Here is a 14171-nt window from a genome sequence, read left to right on the forward strand (position 1 = left end):
AGTTTCTGATGCGCTTTTAGGTTAATTAAGGTTGATTATTTTAGTCTATGTGTTTCGGAGTATATCCGTCTTCACTTAGTTCTTTGTGTACATAATCTGCTTTCATTTCAGATTCATAATCTACTTTCTCACCTTTGCCCATTCTTCTTAGAATTGAATCAAATAGCGAATATACTACCGGTACAATGATTAGCGTCAGGAATAATGATGATGTCAAACCACCAATAATTACCCAGGCCAGTCCGTTGTTCATCTCCGCTCCTGCTCCTTTTGCAATCGCAATTGGGATCATACCGAAGATCATCGCAATCGTTGTCATCAAAATCGGACGAAGACGGGCATGGTTGGCCTGAATCAAAGCGTCATGCGTATTGGCACCTGCTGCTTTTCTCATATTCGCAAAGTCGACAATCATAATCGCGTTCTTCGCTACCAAACCAATCAACATGATCATTCCCAGCATCGTAAAGATGTTCAGTGAGTTTCCGGTGATGGCAAGAATTACCATTACCCCGATCAATGCCAGAGGGATGGAGAACAATACCACAAACGGATAAACAAATGAATCATATAGTGAAACCATTACCAGGTACACCAATACAATAGCAGCCATCAATGCAATTCCCAGGGTACCGAAACCTTCGGTCTGGTTTTCCATATCCCCGCTCCAGATATAGCTTACTCCTGCAGGTTTGGTCTTTTCGTTATCCATGAACTGAGCAGCCCATTCGTTGGCAACATCTCCTACCGGACGACCTACTACTTTAGATTTTACCTTTACAGAAGGCGCTTTATCTCTACGTTCCAATAAACTTGGTCCTGAACCCATTTTTACATCTGCAAACTGGCTAAGTCTGATCTGCTCACCCTGAGGATTGGTAAACATCAGGTTTCTTACATCATCAATCGACTGTCTGTTGGCATCACCAAAACGGATGTTGATATCATATTCATACTCTCCGGCTCTGAATTTTCCATCTGTATTTCCACTGAATGCAGTTTGCATCGTTTGACCTACACTGGAAAGATTTAAGCCTAAAGAAGCCATTTTATCTCTGTCGATATTTACCTGAACTTCCGGACTTCCAGAATCGGTTGATAATTCTGCATCTACAGAACCAGGAACTTTTTTAAGCAATTCAAGGATTCTGTTTGCTTCCTTATTCGCTGTTTCGTTATCCTGCGCTGTTACAACCATTTCAATTGGCGCATTATCTGCCCCCATTAATCCGATTGGTGCTGTTTTAAACTCAACTCCGGTGAATTTTTCTTCTAACGCTCTTTTTATTTTAGCAGACTTGATATCTGTACTTTCATTACGCTCAGATTTATCTACCAGGATCACCTGGATTTCTGACTGATACAAAGTTGCCTGCGCTCCACCAAAACCTGATGACTGCTGACCCACCGTCGTGATCATATCTACTACATCCTTATCATTTCTAAGGTATTTTTCAACCGCTAATGTCACCTGATTCGTTTTTTCAACAGAAGCATCTTTTGGTAATTCCATCTGAACAAGGAACTGCCCTCTGTCCATTTTAGGGAAGAATTCACCACCGATAAATCCAAAAGCAACCAACATAAATGAAGAGATCAGGATAATGAATGTTACAATCACAGTCATTACTCTTCTTAAGGTTGATTTTAAAGCCCATTCCAAAATTCCTGTGATCCAGTGTGTGAATTTCTCCAATTGTTTTTCAAACCAAAGGATAAATTTCTCGAAAGGATTTTTTCCTGTTAAATGTACTAACTTTCCAAATCTTGATGATAACCAAGGAATAATCGTAAATGATGCCAATAAAGAGAACATCGTTGCAATAACCACTGTAACACAGAACTGTGCCAGGATATCAGCTACCAACCCCGAACTCATTGCAATATCGGTAAGAATACCACCACGATTACCAGGGTAATAGCCGTTACCGTAAATCCAATCTCTGAAGCACCGTCGTAGGCTGCACGAATTCTGCTTTTCCCCATCTCCATGTGACGGTAAACGTTCTCCAAAACCACAATGGCATCATCCACAAGAATACCTACTACCAATGACAGTCCTAATAAACTCATTAAGTTTAAGGTATATCCCATCAGGTACATTCCGATTACCGTTGCAATCAATGACATCGGAATAGAAACCATTACAATGAATGCGTTTCTGATGTTATGAAGGAACAATAACATAACTACCGCTACCAGGATAATCGCTAAGAATAAATCGAATATTACGTGGTCTGCTGCTTCAAGTGTAAAGTCTGTTGTATCATCTACAATATTGATTTTAACTCCCTGAGTTTTATAATTGTCCTGAACCTGAGCAATTGTTTTCTGAATTGCTTCCGAAACCGAAACTGCATTGGCATCAGACTGTTTTTTTACCTGAAGTAAAATGGTCGCATTCTGGTTGTATCTTGCTACTTTCTCTACATCTTTCTGGGTATCAAAAACTGTGGCAATATCGGAAAGACGAACCTGTGCCCCGTTTTTATTGGAAACTACCAGATTGTTCATTTCTTGTACACTTCTATACTTTCCTGAAAGTCTGATGGTAGATCTTGAAGTTCTTGTTTTAAGCGCACCTGTAGGGAAATCTAAGTTGGAAGAAAGGATCGCCTGCTGTACATCTCCAATGGAAAGTCCGTAACCCTGCAATTTCTTTTCATCTAAACTTACCTGAATTTCTCTTTCCTGCCCACCTACAAGATCAACCTGAGCAACTCCGTTTACACGGGAAAAAATAGGCTCTATTTTTTTATCTAAAAGGTCATAAAGATCCTTGTTATTCAGTTTATCACTGGAAATACTCAACGTCATGATCGGGAGATCATCTAATGAGAACTTCTGTAATGAAGGTGGATCTGCATCATCAGGAAGGTCTGCCAGAATAGCATTTACTTTTCTCTGTGCATCATTCAAAGCATAATTTACATCAGCTCCTGTGTTCAGCTGAACCATAATTACTGATAAACTTTCGTAAGAAGATGATTCTACTTTTTTTACGTTTTCCAAAGAACCTACGGCATCTTCAATCTTACGTGTCACCGAAGTTTCCACCTCTGCAGGCGAAGCTCCCGGATACACCGTAGAAATGGTTACCATATTGGTTTCAAATTTCGGAATCAATTCATACCCCATCATGGAGTAGCTTAATAAACCTCCCAATGTAAGGATCGTAAACAATACGATGACAAGGGACGGCCTTTTAATGGATATTTCTGCTAACTTCATCTGCTCTTACTTTACGATATTGATTTTTGAACCGTTGTCAAGGTTGATCTGGCCGCTGGTAATTACCTGCTCACCGCCGTTAAGACCGCTGATGATCTGAACTTTATCACCATACACTTTTCCGGTTTTTACAGTAATCATTTTAGCAGTTCCGTTCTGAACGATGAAGATCTGTCCTGAGCTTACCCCGTTCGCGAAAGCTTGAGCGGGAACCGTCAACATATTCTGAGTTTCAGCACCGTGATTGGTTTTGAACAAAGCGGTTGCGTACATCCCTGCTTTTAGGTTTCCTCTGTTCTGAACTTCAATTTCAACCGGGAAATTTAATGAAGCATCACTTTTAGGAGCAATGAATGTAATTCTTCCGCTGAAAGAATCATCCGGTAAAACGTTGACCGTAATTGGAACTTCCTGACCTAACTGAATTCTTCCAACCTGGCTTTCATCAACCAATACAGAAAGTTTAAGGCTATTGATATTAACGATTTCAAACATGGAAGTTCCTACTGAAACTACAGTTCCCGGCTCAACCATTTTTTTATTGATGGTACCACTGATTCCTGCACGGATACTGGCATCATTTACTCTTACTCCCTGTGCTCTTACAGCAGCCTGTGCATTTTTCAGCTGTAATCTTGAGTTGTCAACCTGTTGTTTGGTAACTCCTCCCGTTTTAAACGCATTTTCATAACGCTGATTGTCGATAATGGCATTCTGCAAATTATTTTGAGCCTGTGCAACATCTACTTCAATAGCATCTTTTTTAATGGTTGCCAAAGTTTGTCCGGCAGAAACTCTTGATCCTTCTTTTACCAGGACATTCACAATACGTCCTGCGATTTCAGAAGACTGGTTCATTTCCTGTTTTGGAAGGAAAGTTCCGTTGGCTGAGTAATCTGTATCGATGTTTTCTCTTGTTACGGTAACAACATTTACATTAATTTTATCTACCTGCTTGGCAACTTCTTTTACTTCCTGCGTCTGCTTCTTTTTGTTGTCAGCGATCTTGTATGCTGCCAGACCTATCAGTACAGCTGCTACGATGATATATATTAAAGTTTTTTTCATTTTAGTTTATTATAAGTTTTGTAGTGTGTTTAGTTCCCCTTTAGCTTTAATTAATTTTATTTCCGCCTGTTTGTAATCTAATAAAGCATTTGCATAGTTCTGTTTTGCCTGGGTAAGAGCATTTTCGGCATCTAAAACCTCTGTAAGCGTTGCCAGACCATACTGGTAGTTGGCCTGCGTATTTTTCTGAACTCTTTCTGCCAATCCTACATTATCTTTCATGCTTTCGATATTGATTAATGCATTCTCCATATTGGTAATCGCATTTTTATAATCTAAACTTAAGCTCAGCTGAGTATTTTGGATATCTAAATCTAAATCCTGAATATCAATTTCTGCCTGATTAATTTTGGCTTTGGTAGCTCCTCCGGTGAAAATCGGAACATTAATATTCAAACCAATCGCTGAATAATCACTCCAAAGAACGCCATTGTTAATCCCGTTGGTAAGTGGGAATTTTGCTCCCTGACCACCCCAACCGTAATTGGCAACCAAACTCACTGTAGGATATAAATAAGCTTCCGTGGCTTTTTTATTAAACTGCAGAAGTTCTCTGTTTTTATTTAAAACTTTAATTTCTGTACGGTCATCCAGATTTACAGTACTTGCTATCAGTTCAGGTCTTGGTTCAATTGTTTTTTCTTCAAGCTCAATATCTGTAGAAATCGGAACTCCCATATAAAACTTCAGAGCATTTTTTGAAAGCTCTACGGAATTGATTAATGTCTGCTTGTTTGAACCAATATTGGTCAGCTGAACGTTGGTACGATCTAAATCGATGGCTTTTGCCAATCCGTTATCAACCAAGCTTTTGATTACATTTCTTGTTTTTTCCGTATTGGCGTAGCTGGCTTCAACTGTTTTAAGATTCTCTTCCTGAACAAAAACCTGATAATAAGCTGTTGCTACATTCTCAATGATCTGTTCGTTCGTTAACTGAGCATTTAAAACATAGAATTCTCTTGTCGATTTTGCTGCTTTAAGACCGGTAAAAACTCTCTGATCAAAGATTGCCTGCTGTAGCTGTACAGAAGCTGTTGAGCTCCATGGCTGTCCCAGTTGCGCTCTGATTCTCTCTCCTCCAAATTCAAGCAAAGACTCCTGGATAACAGGATTATAGGTCAACCCTGCCGTGGCACTTATCTGGGGCAAGGCTCCCGCTCTGGCCTCATCAATCTTGTATTCCGCTTTTTTAATCTGTAACGCCGCCTTTTTGGCTTCTGCTTTATTCTGCAGTGCCTGCTTGATGGCTTCCTGTAGAGAAACCTGCTGCTGGGCAGATACGGATGAAAAGCCGAAAATCATAAATGCTGCAGCTATCCCAATTTTTAGCTTTGTAGCAGTTATACGTTTTCTTTTCATAATAGTATACTTCGTTTATTTTTTTAATATAATTTTTCTCGTCAATGCGTTTGTTTCTAAAGGACGAATCATTTCTTAAAATACTTTAACATTTTTTTAATTTTTAAAAAGCATATTGATAATGATCTCTTTTCTTTCTGAAATAATCTGGTCATATTCCTTGTCACTGATCATCAGATTTTCCATAAATAAAGGCCTGATGGCACTCGGGAACACTAGCAGGGAAACCATATTCAGAATAAACTGAACCGGAGCCATTTTTTCAACATTTCCAAGCTCCATCTCTTTCTCAATATCTTTGTACATAGTGTCAAGAACATCTTCTTCAATTTCTCTCTGATGACAGTTTCCTTTATTAATCTGTGAAACAATGTATGTTTCCAGATACGGATACTGAAGACTTGTGGAAAGGCTGCTTTCTATGAACTTGCTAATCTTCACTTTAAAAGGCAGATCTGCATTCTGGATGATTTTCGATTTCTCCTGCTCCACTCTTTGAGCTTCATCGAAAATGATCTGGATAAGGTTATCCCTTGAACGGAAATAGTAGTTAATCAGTGTTCTGTTCACTCCTGCTTCATCTGCGATCTCCTGGGTAGTAGCATCAAACTTCCCTTTCACAAAGAATAAATTCTTCGCTGTCTCCTTAATCAATTCCTGTGTTTGGTCTTTTTTTGCTTGATTTGACATTATTGTTAAACAATTTTGTGCAAATGTAAATCAAATTCTGTTTTTGACAAAATTGTTAAACAAAATAATTAAACAAAATTGTCATGATTTGCATCATGTTTTTTATGTCCAGTTTGGGATTAAATCACTTTAGACAGTAAAAATATCGCAATATCCTTCAGTTATAAAAACTAAGGATAGTATTGAATATTTCGAAAAGTACACTGGGTAAAGCAAAACGGGCAGAAAATTCTGCCCGTTTTTATTTTTAAAGTAGTTTGATCTTATCTTCTGAAATGTCGACGATCTTGTCTTTGTAAAGTCCACCGAGTGCCTTCTTAAAATTCTTTTTACTCATGTGAAGCTCTTCTTTGATCTGTCCAGGAGAGGATTTGTCTGAAAGATAAAGTAAGCCGTAGTTTTCTTCAAGCTTATCCAGGATCTTCTGCTTAAATTCATCTACATTCTCAAAACCTTCAGGCTGAAGAGAAATATCAATTTTACCATCTTCACGGATTGCCTTAATGTAACCACCCTCTTCTGATAAAGGATACAGCTTTTTGAATACGTCAGAAGCATAAACAAGCCCGATGTATTTTTTATTGACTACCACATTCCAGCCCAGCTCACTTTCATTCATCATAAGCAGATCTACCTTATCCCCTTTCTGGAAAGGAAGATTTTCATACTGTGGGTTTCTTTTGAATTTTGTAGTTCCGGTGATCAGGTTCAGGGCTTCATCTACATAAAGGTAAACAATATACCTTTTACCTTCTATGATCTTGGATTTCTGCTGCTTATACGGGATAAAAAGATCTTTAATAATCCCCCAATCCATGAACGCTCCGCTTGGAAGGCTCTGCACACAGCTCATTACGGCATACTCGCCTACTTCAGCCAATGGAATTTCAGTGGTTGCTTTTAATTTACCGTCATCCTGATAGACAAAAACTTCAACGTCATCACCAATTTCCTGATCATCGCTGGTGAATACTTTAGGCAAGAAAGCTTTTTCGCCTGATTCATCCGTCAAGATCCATCCTGAGTAGTTTTTTTCTGAAATTTTTAGAGTCTGGGTTTTTCCGAGTTGCATTGAATAATAAAATTAGCCACAAAGGTACGGAAAATTGAAGATTTTAAACTATATATAAAACTTTGCTGTTATTTCAGGCCATCTTATAATGTAAGACTTCCGGAAAAACTATGCTAGTTTAAGAAAACAGACCATAAAAAAAGAGAAGCATTTTGCTTCTCTTTTATCTTTAAATATTTGAATTTTAAATCTTTCAATTAAAAACTACATATGAATAGGTCTTTTACCTGTTGCATCCAATGCTGCTTCTTTAATAGCTTCAGCATACGTTGGGTGAGCGTGGGAACTTCTTGCGATATCTTCTGCACTTGCACGGAATTCCATGGCAATTACTCCTTCTGCAATAAGATCTGCAGCTCTTGCTCCGATGATGTGCATTCCTAAAACTTCATCAGTTTTTTCGTCTGCGATAATCTTAACCAAACCATCAATGTCTCCACTTGCACGGCTTCTACCTAACGCTCTCATTGGGAAAGAACCTACTTTGTATGCTACTCCCTCTTCTTTTAACTGCTCTTCAGTTTTACCAACTCCAGCAACTTCAGGCCAAGTGTACACAACACCAGGAATCAGGTTGTAGTTGATGTGAGGTTTCTGACCTGCCAATTGCTCAGCAACCAAAACTCCTTCTTCTTCAGCTTTGTGAGCAAGCATTGCTCCTTTGATTACGTCTCCGATTGCGTAGATATTGGCAACATTAGTCTGTAAGTGATCATTTGTTTTTACTCTTCCTCTTTCGTCAAGCTCAACACCTGCTTTCTCCAATCCAAGACCGTCAGTATAAGGTTTTCTTCCAACAGAAACCAAACAGTAATCTCCTTCTACGGTTACTTCTTCTCCTTTTTTATCTTTAGCAGTAATTTTTACAGTGTCTCCATTTCTTTCAACAGCAGAAACAGCAGTAGAAAGCATAAACTTCATTCCTTGTTTCTTAAGAACTTTAGTTAATTCCTTGCTTAAAGCTCCATCCATTCCAGGAATGATCTTATCCATAAATTCAACAACAGTTACCTGAGCTCCTAATCTTAAATATACAGAACCTAATTCAAGACCGATAACCCCACCACCGATAACTACCAGGTGCTTAGGGATTTCTTTAAGGTTTAAGGCTTCTGTAGAAGTAATCACTCTTTCTTTATCAAGAGAAATGAAAGGTAGTGAAGATGGTTTAGAACCAGTTGCGATGATGGTATATTTGGATTCAACTGTTTCAGAAGAACCGTCGTTTTTTGTTATTTTGATCTGAGTTGCAGATTCGAAGCTTCCCACCCCTTCAAAAACAGTGATTTTGTTTTTGCTCATCAGGTAGTTGATTCCATCTGTATTCTGCTTTACCACTTCGTTTTTACGCTCGATCATTCTTGCGATATCAGCTTGTGGCTCATTGATAATGATTCCGTGACCGGCAAAATTGTGTTTTGCGTTTTCGAAATGCTCAGAGCTGTCTAAAAGCGCTTTTGACGGAATACATCCAACATTAAGACAAGTTCCGCCTAAAGTTGGATATTTTTCAATAATAGCTGTTTTGAAACCTAATTGTGCTGCACGGATCGCAGCTACATAACCTCCAGGACCAGAACCGATTACGGTAACATCGAATTGACTCATGTTATTTTATGAATTTGTTTATTATTAACTTTCTTAATTCTCACAAATTTACATATAAATTACCAAGCACCAAAGTGAGTTTTATCAAGTTTATCTATTGAATTTGAGATTTAAAAAAAAGACGTCTAATCTATTTGCAATTGATCCATAATTATTGCGAGAAAAATCATCGCTCTAATTCCAGAAATATCTTTTACTTTTTACAGAACTCACACATTCAATTTTCCCTGACCTACGATCCCCGTGCTTTCAAAAAATGAGCCTCCGTAAATATACCATTCAAGGCTTTCCAGAAATTCTACTGCGTTTTCAGGAGTTATTTGTGAACGCTCTTTTTTGGTAACAATTCCTTTGTACCATCTTCCTGATTTGGTAAGATGTTCAAATTCAACAAAATAATGCACCCATATTCTCTGACAGAGTTTGCACTGCTGAATAGTTACTTCTCCATATCTTCCGTTCGAATGATCTATGCCTAATTCAGAACTTCTGTATTCGGTATAGTTCGAGGTAGGTTTCTCACAGGCACACCCTATTTGCGGAATTTTCTTCATTGGTCAATTATTGAATTTAGATAAATTAAAAGCCAAATGTAGAAATAAGAATCTATATTTTCTGATAGAATTATTATTTTTTCATCAGAACCATCAGAACTTTTTCTAGTTCCCCGATCACCTATTTAATGATTTCACCGGACCAGTCACTTGCCAAGAATAAGGATGTTGAGTTTTGTGGAATTATTTCAATAATTTTATATTTTCTTCATTACCTTCTTTCAGATAGATTGCTGAAAAAACAAGTGGTTTTTCTGCTGATGCATTATCGAAATGAAGAATTTTCACATTTTTCGGTTCATAAAAGGCTTCTCCTTCATGAAGTATTACTTTCTGCTGACCTTCTATCTGAAAAATAGCTTCCCCGGATTTTATTATTCCCACCACAGGACACGGATGAAGATGCTTCGGAACTTGCAGTCCCGGTGCTAACGTTATTTCCTGAATTTCCGTAGTTTTGATTTTCTGATCAATAGCTGTTTTTAATAATTCTTTTCTAGAAATTTGATTTTGCTGAGCCAGCATAACAACAGAATTCAATATCAAAATAGCAATAGTGGCTGATTTAATTTTTTCCATTTTAAACTTAATTAATCGTTAAATCATGGTGATATTTTAAACCTTAATTTTCATGATTTATTGGCTAAATTCAAAAGAAGTCTTTCATATTTGTCAAGAATAATATCTTTTGAAAACCTTGACCTGATAGAATTTTTTATCCCATCAGCATTGTAATTACCTTGAAGAACTTTCATTATTTTCTGTGAAAAATCTTCATAGTCCTCAATGTTCGCTACTTCACCGTTTACCTGGTGCTGAATGATCTCATTGATTCCTCCGGGACAGTTATTGGCCAAAGAATAAGTTCCGCACGCTCCGGCTTCCAAGAGTACATTAGGAAAACCCTCATAGCGGGAGGATAGAATAAAAAGATCTGCATATTTCAAGAACTGGTACGGATTATCCTGTCTTCCATGGAAAACAACATTTTTCAATCCCAAAAAATCTTTCATCTGAAACAAAACATCTTTGTCTTTTCCGTCGCCCAGAATATGAAGCATGATATTTTCATTTTTTAACCTTGAAAATACTTTCAGCAGGTTATCAAACCCTTTTCTGGCCGACAGGTTTCCGATGGCTACAACATTTTTATAATTGTATTTAAAAGATTCAGGTTTGGAAGAAACAGATAATTTTTCATTGATGAAGTCAAAATCAACAGGGTTATTTATTTTAACAATTTTCTTTTTCTTAATATTAAAATTATCAACCAGATCATTCAGCATATCATCGCTCTGGGCAATAATTTTCTGGTAGTTATTGTAAAAATTATAGAAGAATTTAATCTCTTTTCTGGTGACATGCTGCGTTACCACATTAGTTTCCCTGGCAATAAATTTTGTCCTTGGAAAAAGCCTTATAAATAAAGCCAGATAAGCATTTACTTCTCCAAAACCTGAAAATACAATATCAGGTTTTCTCCTGTAAATTTCACCCAAAATAGGCTTTAAGGAATGCCTGATTCTGTCTGTATTGATGTCTATGATTTCAACATCTTCTTTCAGAAAATTAAGATATCCACCCTGCTTGCGAAGCAACAGGATTTTCGGCTCAAACCGGTCTCTGGAAAGATGATTGGCAATGGTGGTAACAATCCTTTCTGCACCACCGGTTTCCAAATCCGGCAGAATGAATATGACAGAAATCTTTTTCATCAGTTAAAGTTAGTAAAAAGTTTTATTAACCTTTAATTTTAAGTTTTCGAAGACCGGAATAATTTCGCTGATATTTTCAACACTTAAAAAGGTGTATTTGTCTTCATCAAAGTTCATCCCACTTCTTTTAAAAAAGGAAAAAGGCTCATCATTTCTTCCAAAAATAGTCTCAGGTTCACCAAAAATAATATTTCCAAAAAATTTATTATTCATTTCGATGTTGATCTGATCTATTTCTTCCAATTTTTTTTCTTTATAATTTCTTTAGTTGACTTTTCAGCAATAATAATTCGCTCATTGGTAATTAGATAATAATTATTTTTTAAATCTGAATATCTTAGAATCCATCTGAAAAATGCTAAATATAACCCCGTTCCAAACATAAATATTGCAAAAAAGAAAAAGAAAGAAGTCATATTTATAAGAAATAGCGTGGAAATTCCCAAATAAAAAAAAGAGAAAACAATTCTCAACTTTTCTGTCATATTAAAAAAGAAACTCTTCTTTGGAAGAATTTCTTTTAAAATTATTTCGTTATTCTGTAAATTCATTCTTAGTTGGCTACGTCACTGATGAATTTTATTCTCAGCATTCTCACTTCTTCATCAGACAGTTCATCCCCGAATTCATCGAGAAGCACTTTCATGCTGTCGCTTTCAGATTCGGTCATAAATTCCATAAAGCCGTCTACAATATCTTCATCGAAATTATCTTCAATATAATAATCGATATTCAGTTTTGTTCCCTGATAGACTATACTTTCCATTTCTTTTAAAAGCTCAGTCATGGAAAGGTTTTTAGCTCTTGCAATATCTTCAAGATCGATCTTTTTATCTGTACTCTGGATAATGAAAACTTTGTGGCTGGATTTGTTGGCCACCTGTTTCAATACCATGTCCTGGGTACGTTCTATATTATTGTCTTCAACGTACGTTTTGATAAAGTCGGCAAATTCTTTCCCATATTTTTTGGCTTTTCCTTCTCCTACTCCATAAATTTTTGCAATTTCTTCTACTGAAACAGGATACTGAACTGTCATATCCTCCAAGCTGGGATCCATAAACACCGTATAAGGCGGAATTCCATATTTTTTAGCAACTTTTTTTCTCAGTTCTTTTAACTGTCCGAATAAATTCTGATCCAGCCCTCCCACGGATTGCTGCTGAACCTGATCGCTTTCTGCTTTGGACTGTGTAAGATCAAATTCCCTGTCTTCAGCAATTAAAAATGGTTCTTTAGATGTACCTCCTAAAAACTTACGGGCTTTTTCAGACATCTTTAAGACCCCGTAAGTTTCAATATCTTTTTGCAGATAGCCCTGAACGGTAGCCTGTCTTAGAATGGTTTTCCAGTAATTATCTTTTTCCTCTTTTCCAAAACCGAAATACGAGGTTTGTTCTAATTTATATGATTTGGTAACCGCATTTTCTTTCCCAACGATCACGGAAATGAGATCTTTAGATTTAAATTTTTCTCCCGTATCCTTGATGAGTTCAAGGGTTTTTGTGAGATCTGTGGTCGCGTCTTTCAGTTTTGGAGGATCAGACGAATTGTCGCACATATCCGCTCCATCTCCTTTTACCGGATCAAAATTTTCCCCAAAATAACAAAGAATGTATTGTCTTCTGCTCATTGAAGTTTCGGCATAGCCTACGACTTCATTTAGAAGCTGCAGCCCGATCTCTCTTTCTGAAACAGGTTTCTGTGCCAGAAATTTTTCAAGCTTTTCAATATCTTTCGGATCGTAGAATGCCAGACAGTGGCCCTCGCCTCCGTCTCTTCCAGCTCTTCCTGTTTCCTGATAATAGCTTTCCAGAGATTTAGGAAAATCATAATGAATCACGAAACGTACATCCGGTTTGTCAATTCCCATCCCAAATGCAATCGTAGCCACAATAATATCTACTTCTTCCATAAGGAATTTATCCTGATTGGCGACTCTGACTTTCTGATCCAGACCCGCATGATAAGGAAGTGCATTAATCCCATTTACCTGCAGCAGCTGAGCAAACTCTTCTACTTTTCTACGGCTTAAACAGTATATAATTCCTGATTTTCCTTTGTGATGATTAATAAACCTCACAATTTCCTTATCTATATTGACTTTTGGGCGTACTTCATAATAAAGATTGGGACGGTTGAAACTTTCTTTAAAAACCAATGCATCCGTCATCCCCAAAGTTTTTTGGATATCATCCTGAACTTTTGGCGTTGCAGTCGCTGTCAAAGCAATCACCGGTACATCGGCAATCCTGTCTATGATAGATTTCAGGTTCCGGTATTCCGGTCTGAAATCATGTCCCCATTCTGAAATACAATGTGCTTCGTCAATAGCCACAAAGGAGATCTTCACTTCTTTCAGGAAATCCAGGTAATCATCTTTAATCAATGATTCCGGTGCTACATACAAAAGTTTGGTCTTTCCGCCTTTAATATCGTCAAAGACCTGTTTTGTCTGTGTCTTATTTAATGATGAATTTAAAACGTGGGCTACCCCATCATCAGATGAAAGTCCGTTTACGGCATCTACCTGATTCTTCATTAAAGCTATTAAGGGCGAAACTACAATCGCCGTACCTTCTGAAATAAGTGCCGGAAGCTGGTAACATAATGACTTGCCCCCACCTGTTGGCATCAGGACAAATACATCCTTTCCACTAAGTAGATTTTCTATGATTTGTTCCTGCTGGCCTTTAAATGTAGAAAACCCGAAGTACTTTTTCAATTCGCCTGATAAATTGGCTTTTTTTGCGCTCATCTAATTTTCTATTGCTAAATTTGCATCCAACCCAAAGTTATAAAAATTCTGCTTAAAATAAAAGCGAACGAATTTATAAAAAATAAAACTTATATTAAATATTCTTTTTTAAA

10 protein-coding genes and 1 pseudogene are annotated in these 14171 nt (G+C 37.2%); all 11 read right to left on the reverse strand.

From position 1 onward, the window contains the following. Positions 1-40: 40 nt before the first annotated feature. The 11 genes and pseudogenes from QF044_RS09355 to recQ all read right to left on the reverse strand — a co-directional run bounded on the left by QF044_RS09355 (position 41) and on the right by recQ (position 14058). Positions 41-3231, reverse strand: a pseudogene (locus QF044_RS09355) (efflux RND transporter permease subunit). A 6-nt stretch (positions 3232-3237) separates the two neighbouring features. Continuing rightward, positions 3238-4299 (reverse strand): efflux RND transporter periplasmic adaptor subunit, encoded by a 1062-nt coding sequence (locus QF044_RS09360; RefSeq protein ID WP_307266127.1) that lies wholly within the window; start codon positions 4297-4299, stop codon positions 3238-3240. A gap of 9 nt (positions 4300-4308) precedes the next feature. Further along, a complete protein-coding gene (locus QF044_RS09365) occupies positions 4309-5661 on the reverse strand; it encodes a TolC family protein (RefSeq protein WP_307266129.1) in 1353 nt (450 codons plus the stop codon). 96 nt (positions 5662-5757) lie between these two features. Continuing rightward, entirely contained in the window at positions 5758-6351 is a 594-nt protein-coding gene (locus QF044_RS09370) for a TetR/AcrR family transcriptional regulator (protein WP_307266131.1), read from the reverse strand. 247 nt (positions 6352-6598) lie between these two features. Continuing rightward, positions 6599-7423 (reverse strand): S1 RNA-binding domain-containing protein, encoded by an 825-nt coding sequence (locus QF044_RS09375; protein WP_307266134.1) that lies wholly within the window; start codon positions 7421-7423, stop codon positions 6599-6601. Between the two features lie 204 nt (positions 7424-7627). Then, positions 7628-9031, reverse strand: a complete 1404-nt coding sequence (gene lpdA, locus QF044_RS09380; RefSeq protein ID WP_307266137.1) for a dihydrolipoyl dehydrogenase — start codon at positions 9029-9031, stop codon at positions 7628-7630. A 209-nt stretch (positions 9032-9240) separates the two neighbouring features. After that, the gene (locus QF044_RS09385) at positions 9241-9585 is read right to left on the reverse strand and encodes a hypothetical protein (protein ID WP_307266140.1); all 345 of its coding nucleotides are present in this window, start codon (positions 9583-9585) and stop codon (positions 9241-9243) included. A gap of 183 nt (positions 9586-9768) precedes the next feature. Then, a complete protein-coding gene (locus tag QF044_RS09390; RefSeq protein ID WP_307266141.1) occupies positions 9769-10164 on the reverse strand; it encodes a cupin domain-containing protein in 396 nt (131 codons plus the stop codon). A gap of 50 nt (positions 10165-10214) precedes the next feature. Beyond that, a complete protein-coding gene (locus QF044_RS09395) occupies positions 10215-11300 on the reverse strand; it encodes a glycosyltransferase (protein WP_307266144.1) in 1086 nt (361 codons plus the stop codon). Between the two features lie 9 nt (positions 11301-11309). Then, positions 11310-11543, reverse strand: a complete 234-nt coding sequence (locus QF044_RS09400) for a hypothetical protein (protein WP_307266147.1) — start codon at positions 11541-11543, stop codon at positions 11310-11312. Between the two features lie 310 nt (positions 11544-11853). Beyond that, positions 11854-14058: a DNA helicase RecQ gene (recQ, locus tag QF044_RS09405; RefSeq protein ID WP_307266149.1), complete on the reverse strand. Its 2205-nt coding sequence runs from the start codon at positions 14056-14058 to the stop codon at positions 11854-11856. Positions 14059-14171: the final 113 nt, after the last annotated feature.

Source organism: Chryseobacterium sp. W4I1, from assembly GCF_030816115.1.
In the GTDB taxonomy this organism is placed as follows: Bacteria; Bacteroidota; Bacteroidia; order Flavobacteriales; family Weeksellaceae; genus Chryseobacterium.

Excerpts from the sequence above, each read along its gene's own strand:
- QF044_RS09360 (WP_307266127.1), bottom strand. The coding sequence starts at position 4,299 with ATGAAAAAAACTTTAATATATATCATCGTAGCAGCTGTACTGATAGGT.
- QF044_RS09365 (WP_307266129.1), bottom strand. The coding sequence starts at position 5,661 with ATGAAAAGAAAACGTATAACTGCTACAAAGCTAAAAATTGGGATAGCT.
- QF044_RS09370 (WP_307266131.1), bottom strand. The coding sequence starts at position 6,351 with ATGTCAAATCAAGCAAAAAAAGACCAAACACAGGAATTGATTAAGGAG.
- QF044_RS09375 (WP_307266134.1), bottom strand. The coding sequence starts at position 7,423 with ATGCAACTCGGAAAAACCCAGACTCTAAAAATTTCAGAAAAAAACTAC.
- lpdA (WP_307266137.1), bottom strand. The coding sequence starts at position 9,031 with ATGAGTCAATTCGATGTTACCGTAATCGGTTCTGGTCCTGGAGGTTAT.
- QF044_RS09385 (WP_307266140.1), bottom strand. The coding sequence starts at position 9,585 with ATGAAGAAAATTCCGCAAATAGGGTGTGCCTGTGAGAAACCTACCTCG.
- QF044_RS09390 (WP_307266141.1), bottom strand. The coding sequence starts at position 10,164 with ATGGAAAAAATTAAATCAGCCACTATTGCTATTTTGATATTGAATTCT.
- QF044_RS09395 (WP_307266144.1), bottom strand. The coding sequence starts at position 11,300 with ATGAAAAAGATTTCTGTCATATTCATTCTGCCGGATTTGGAAACCGGT.
- recQ (WP_307266149.1), bottom strand. The coding sequence starts at position 14,058 with ATGAGCGCAAAAAAAGCCAATTTATCAGGCGAATTGAAAAAGTACTTC.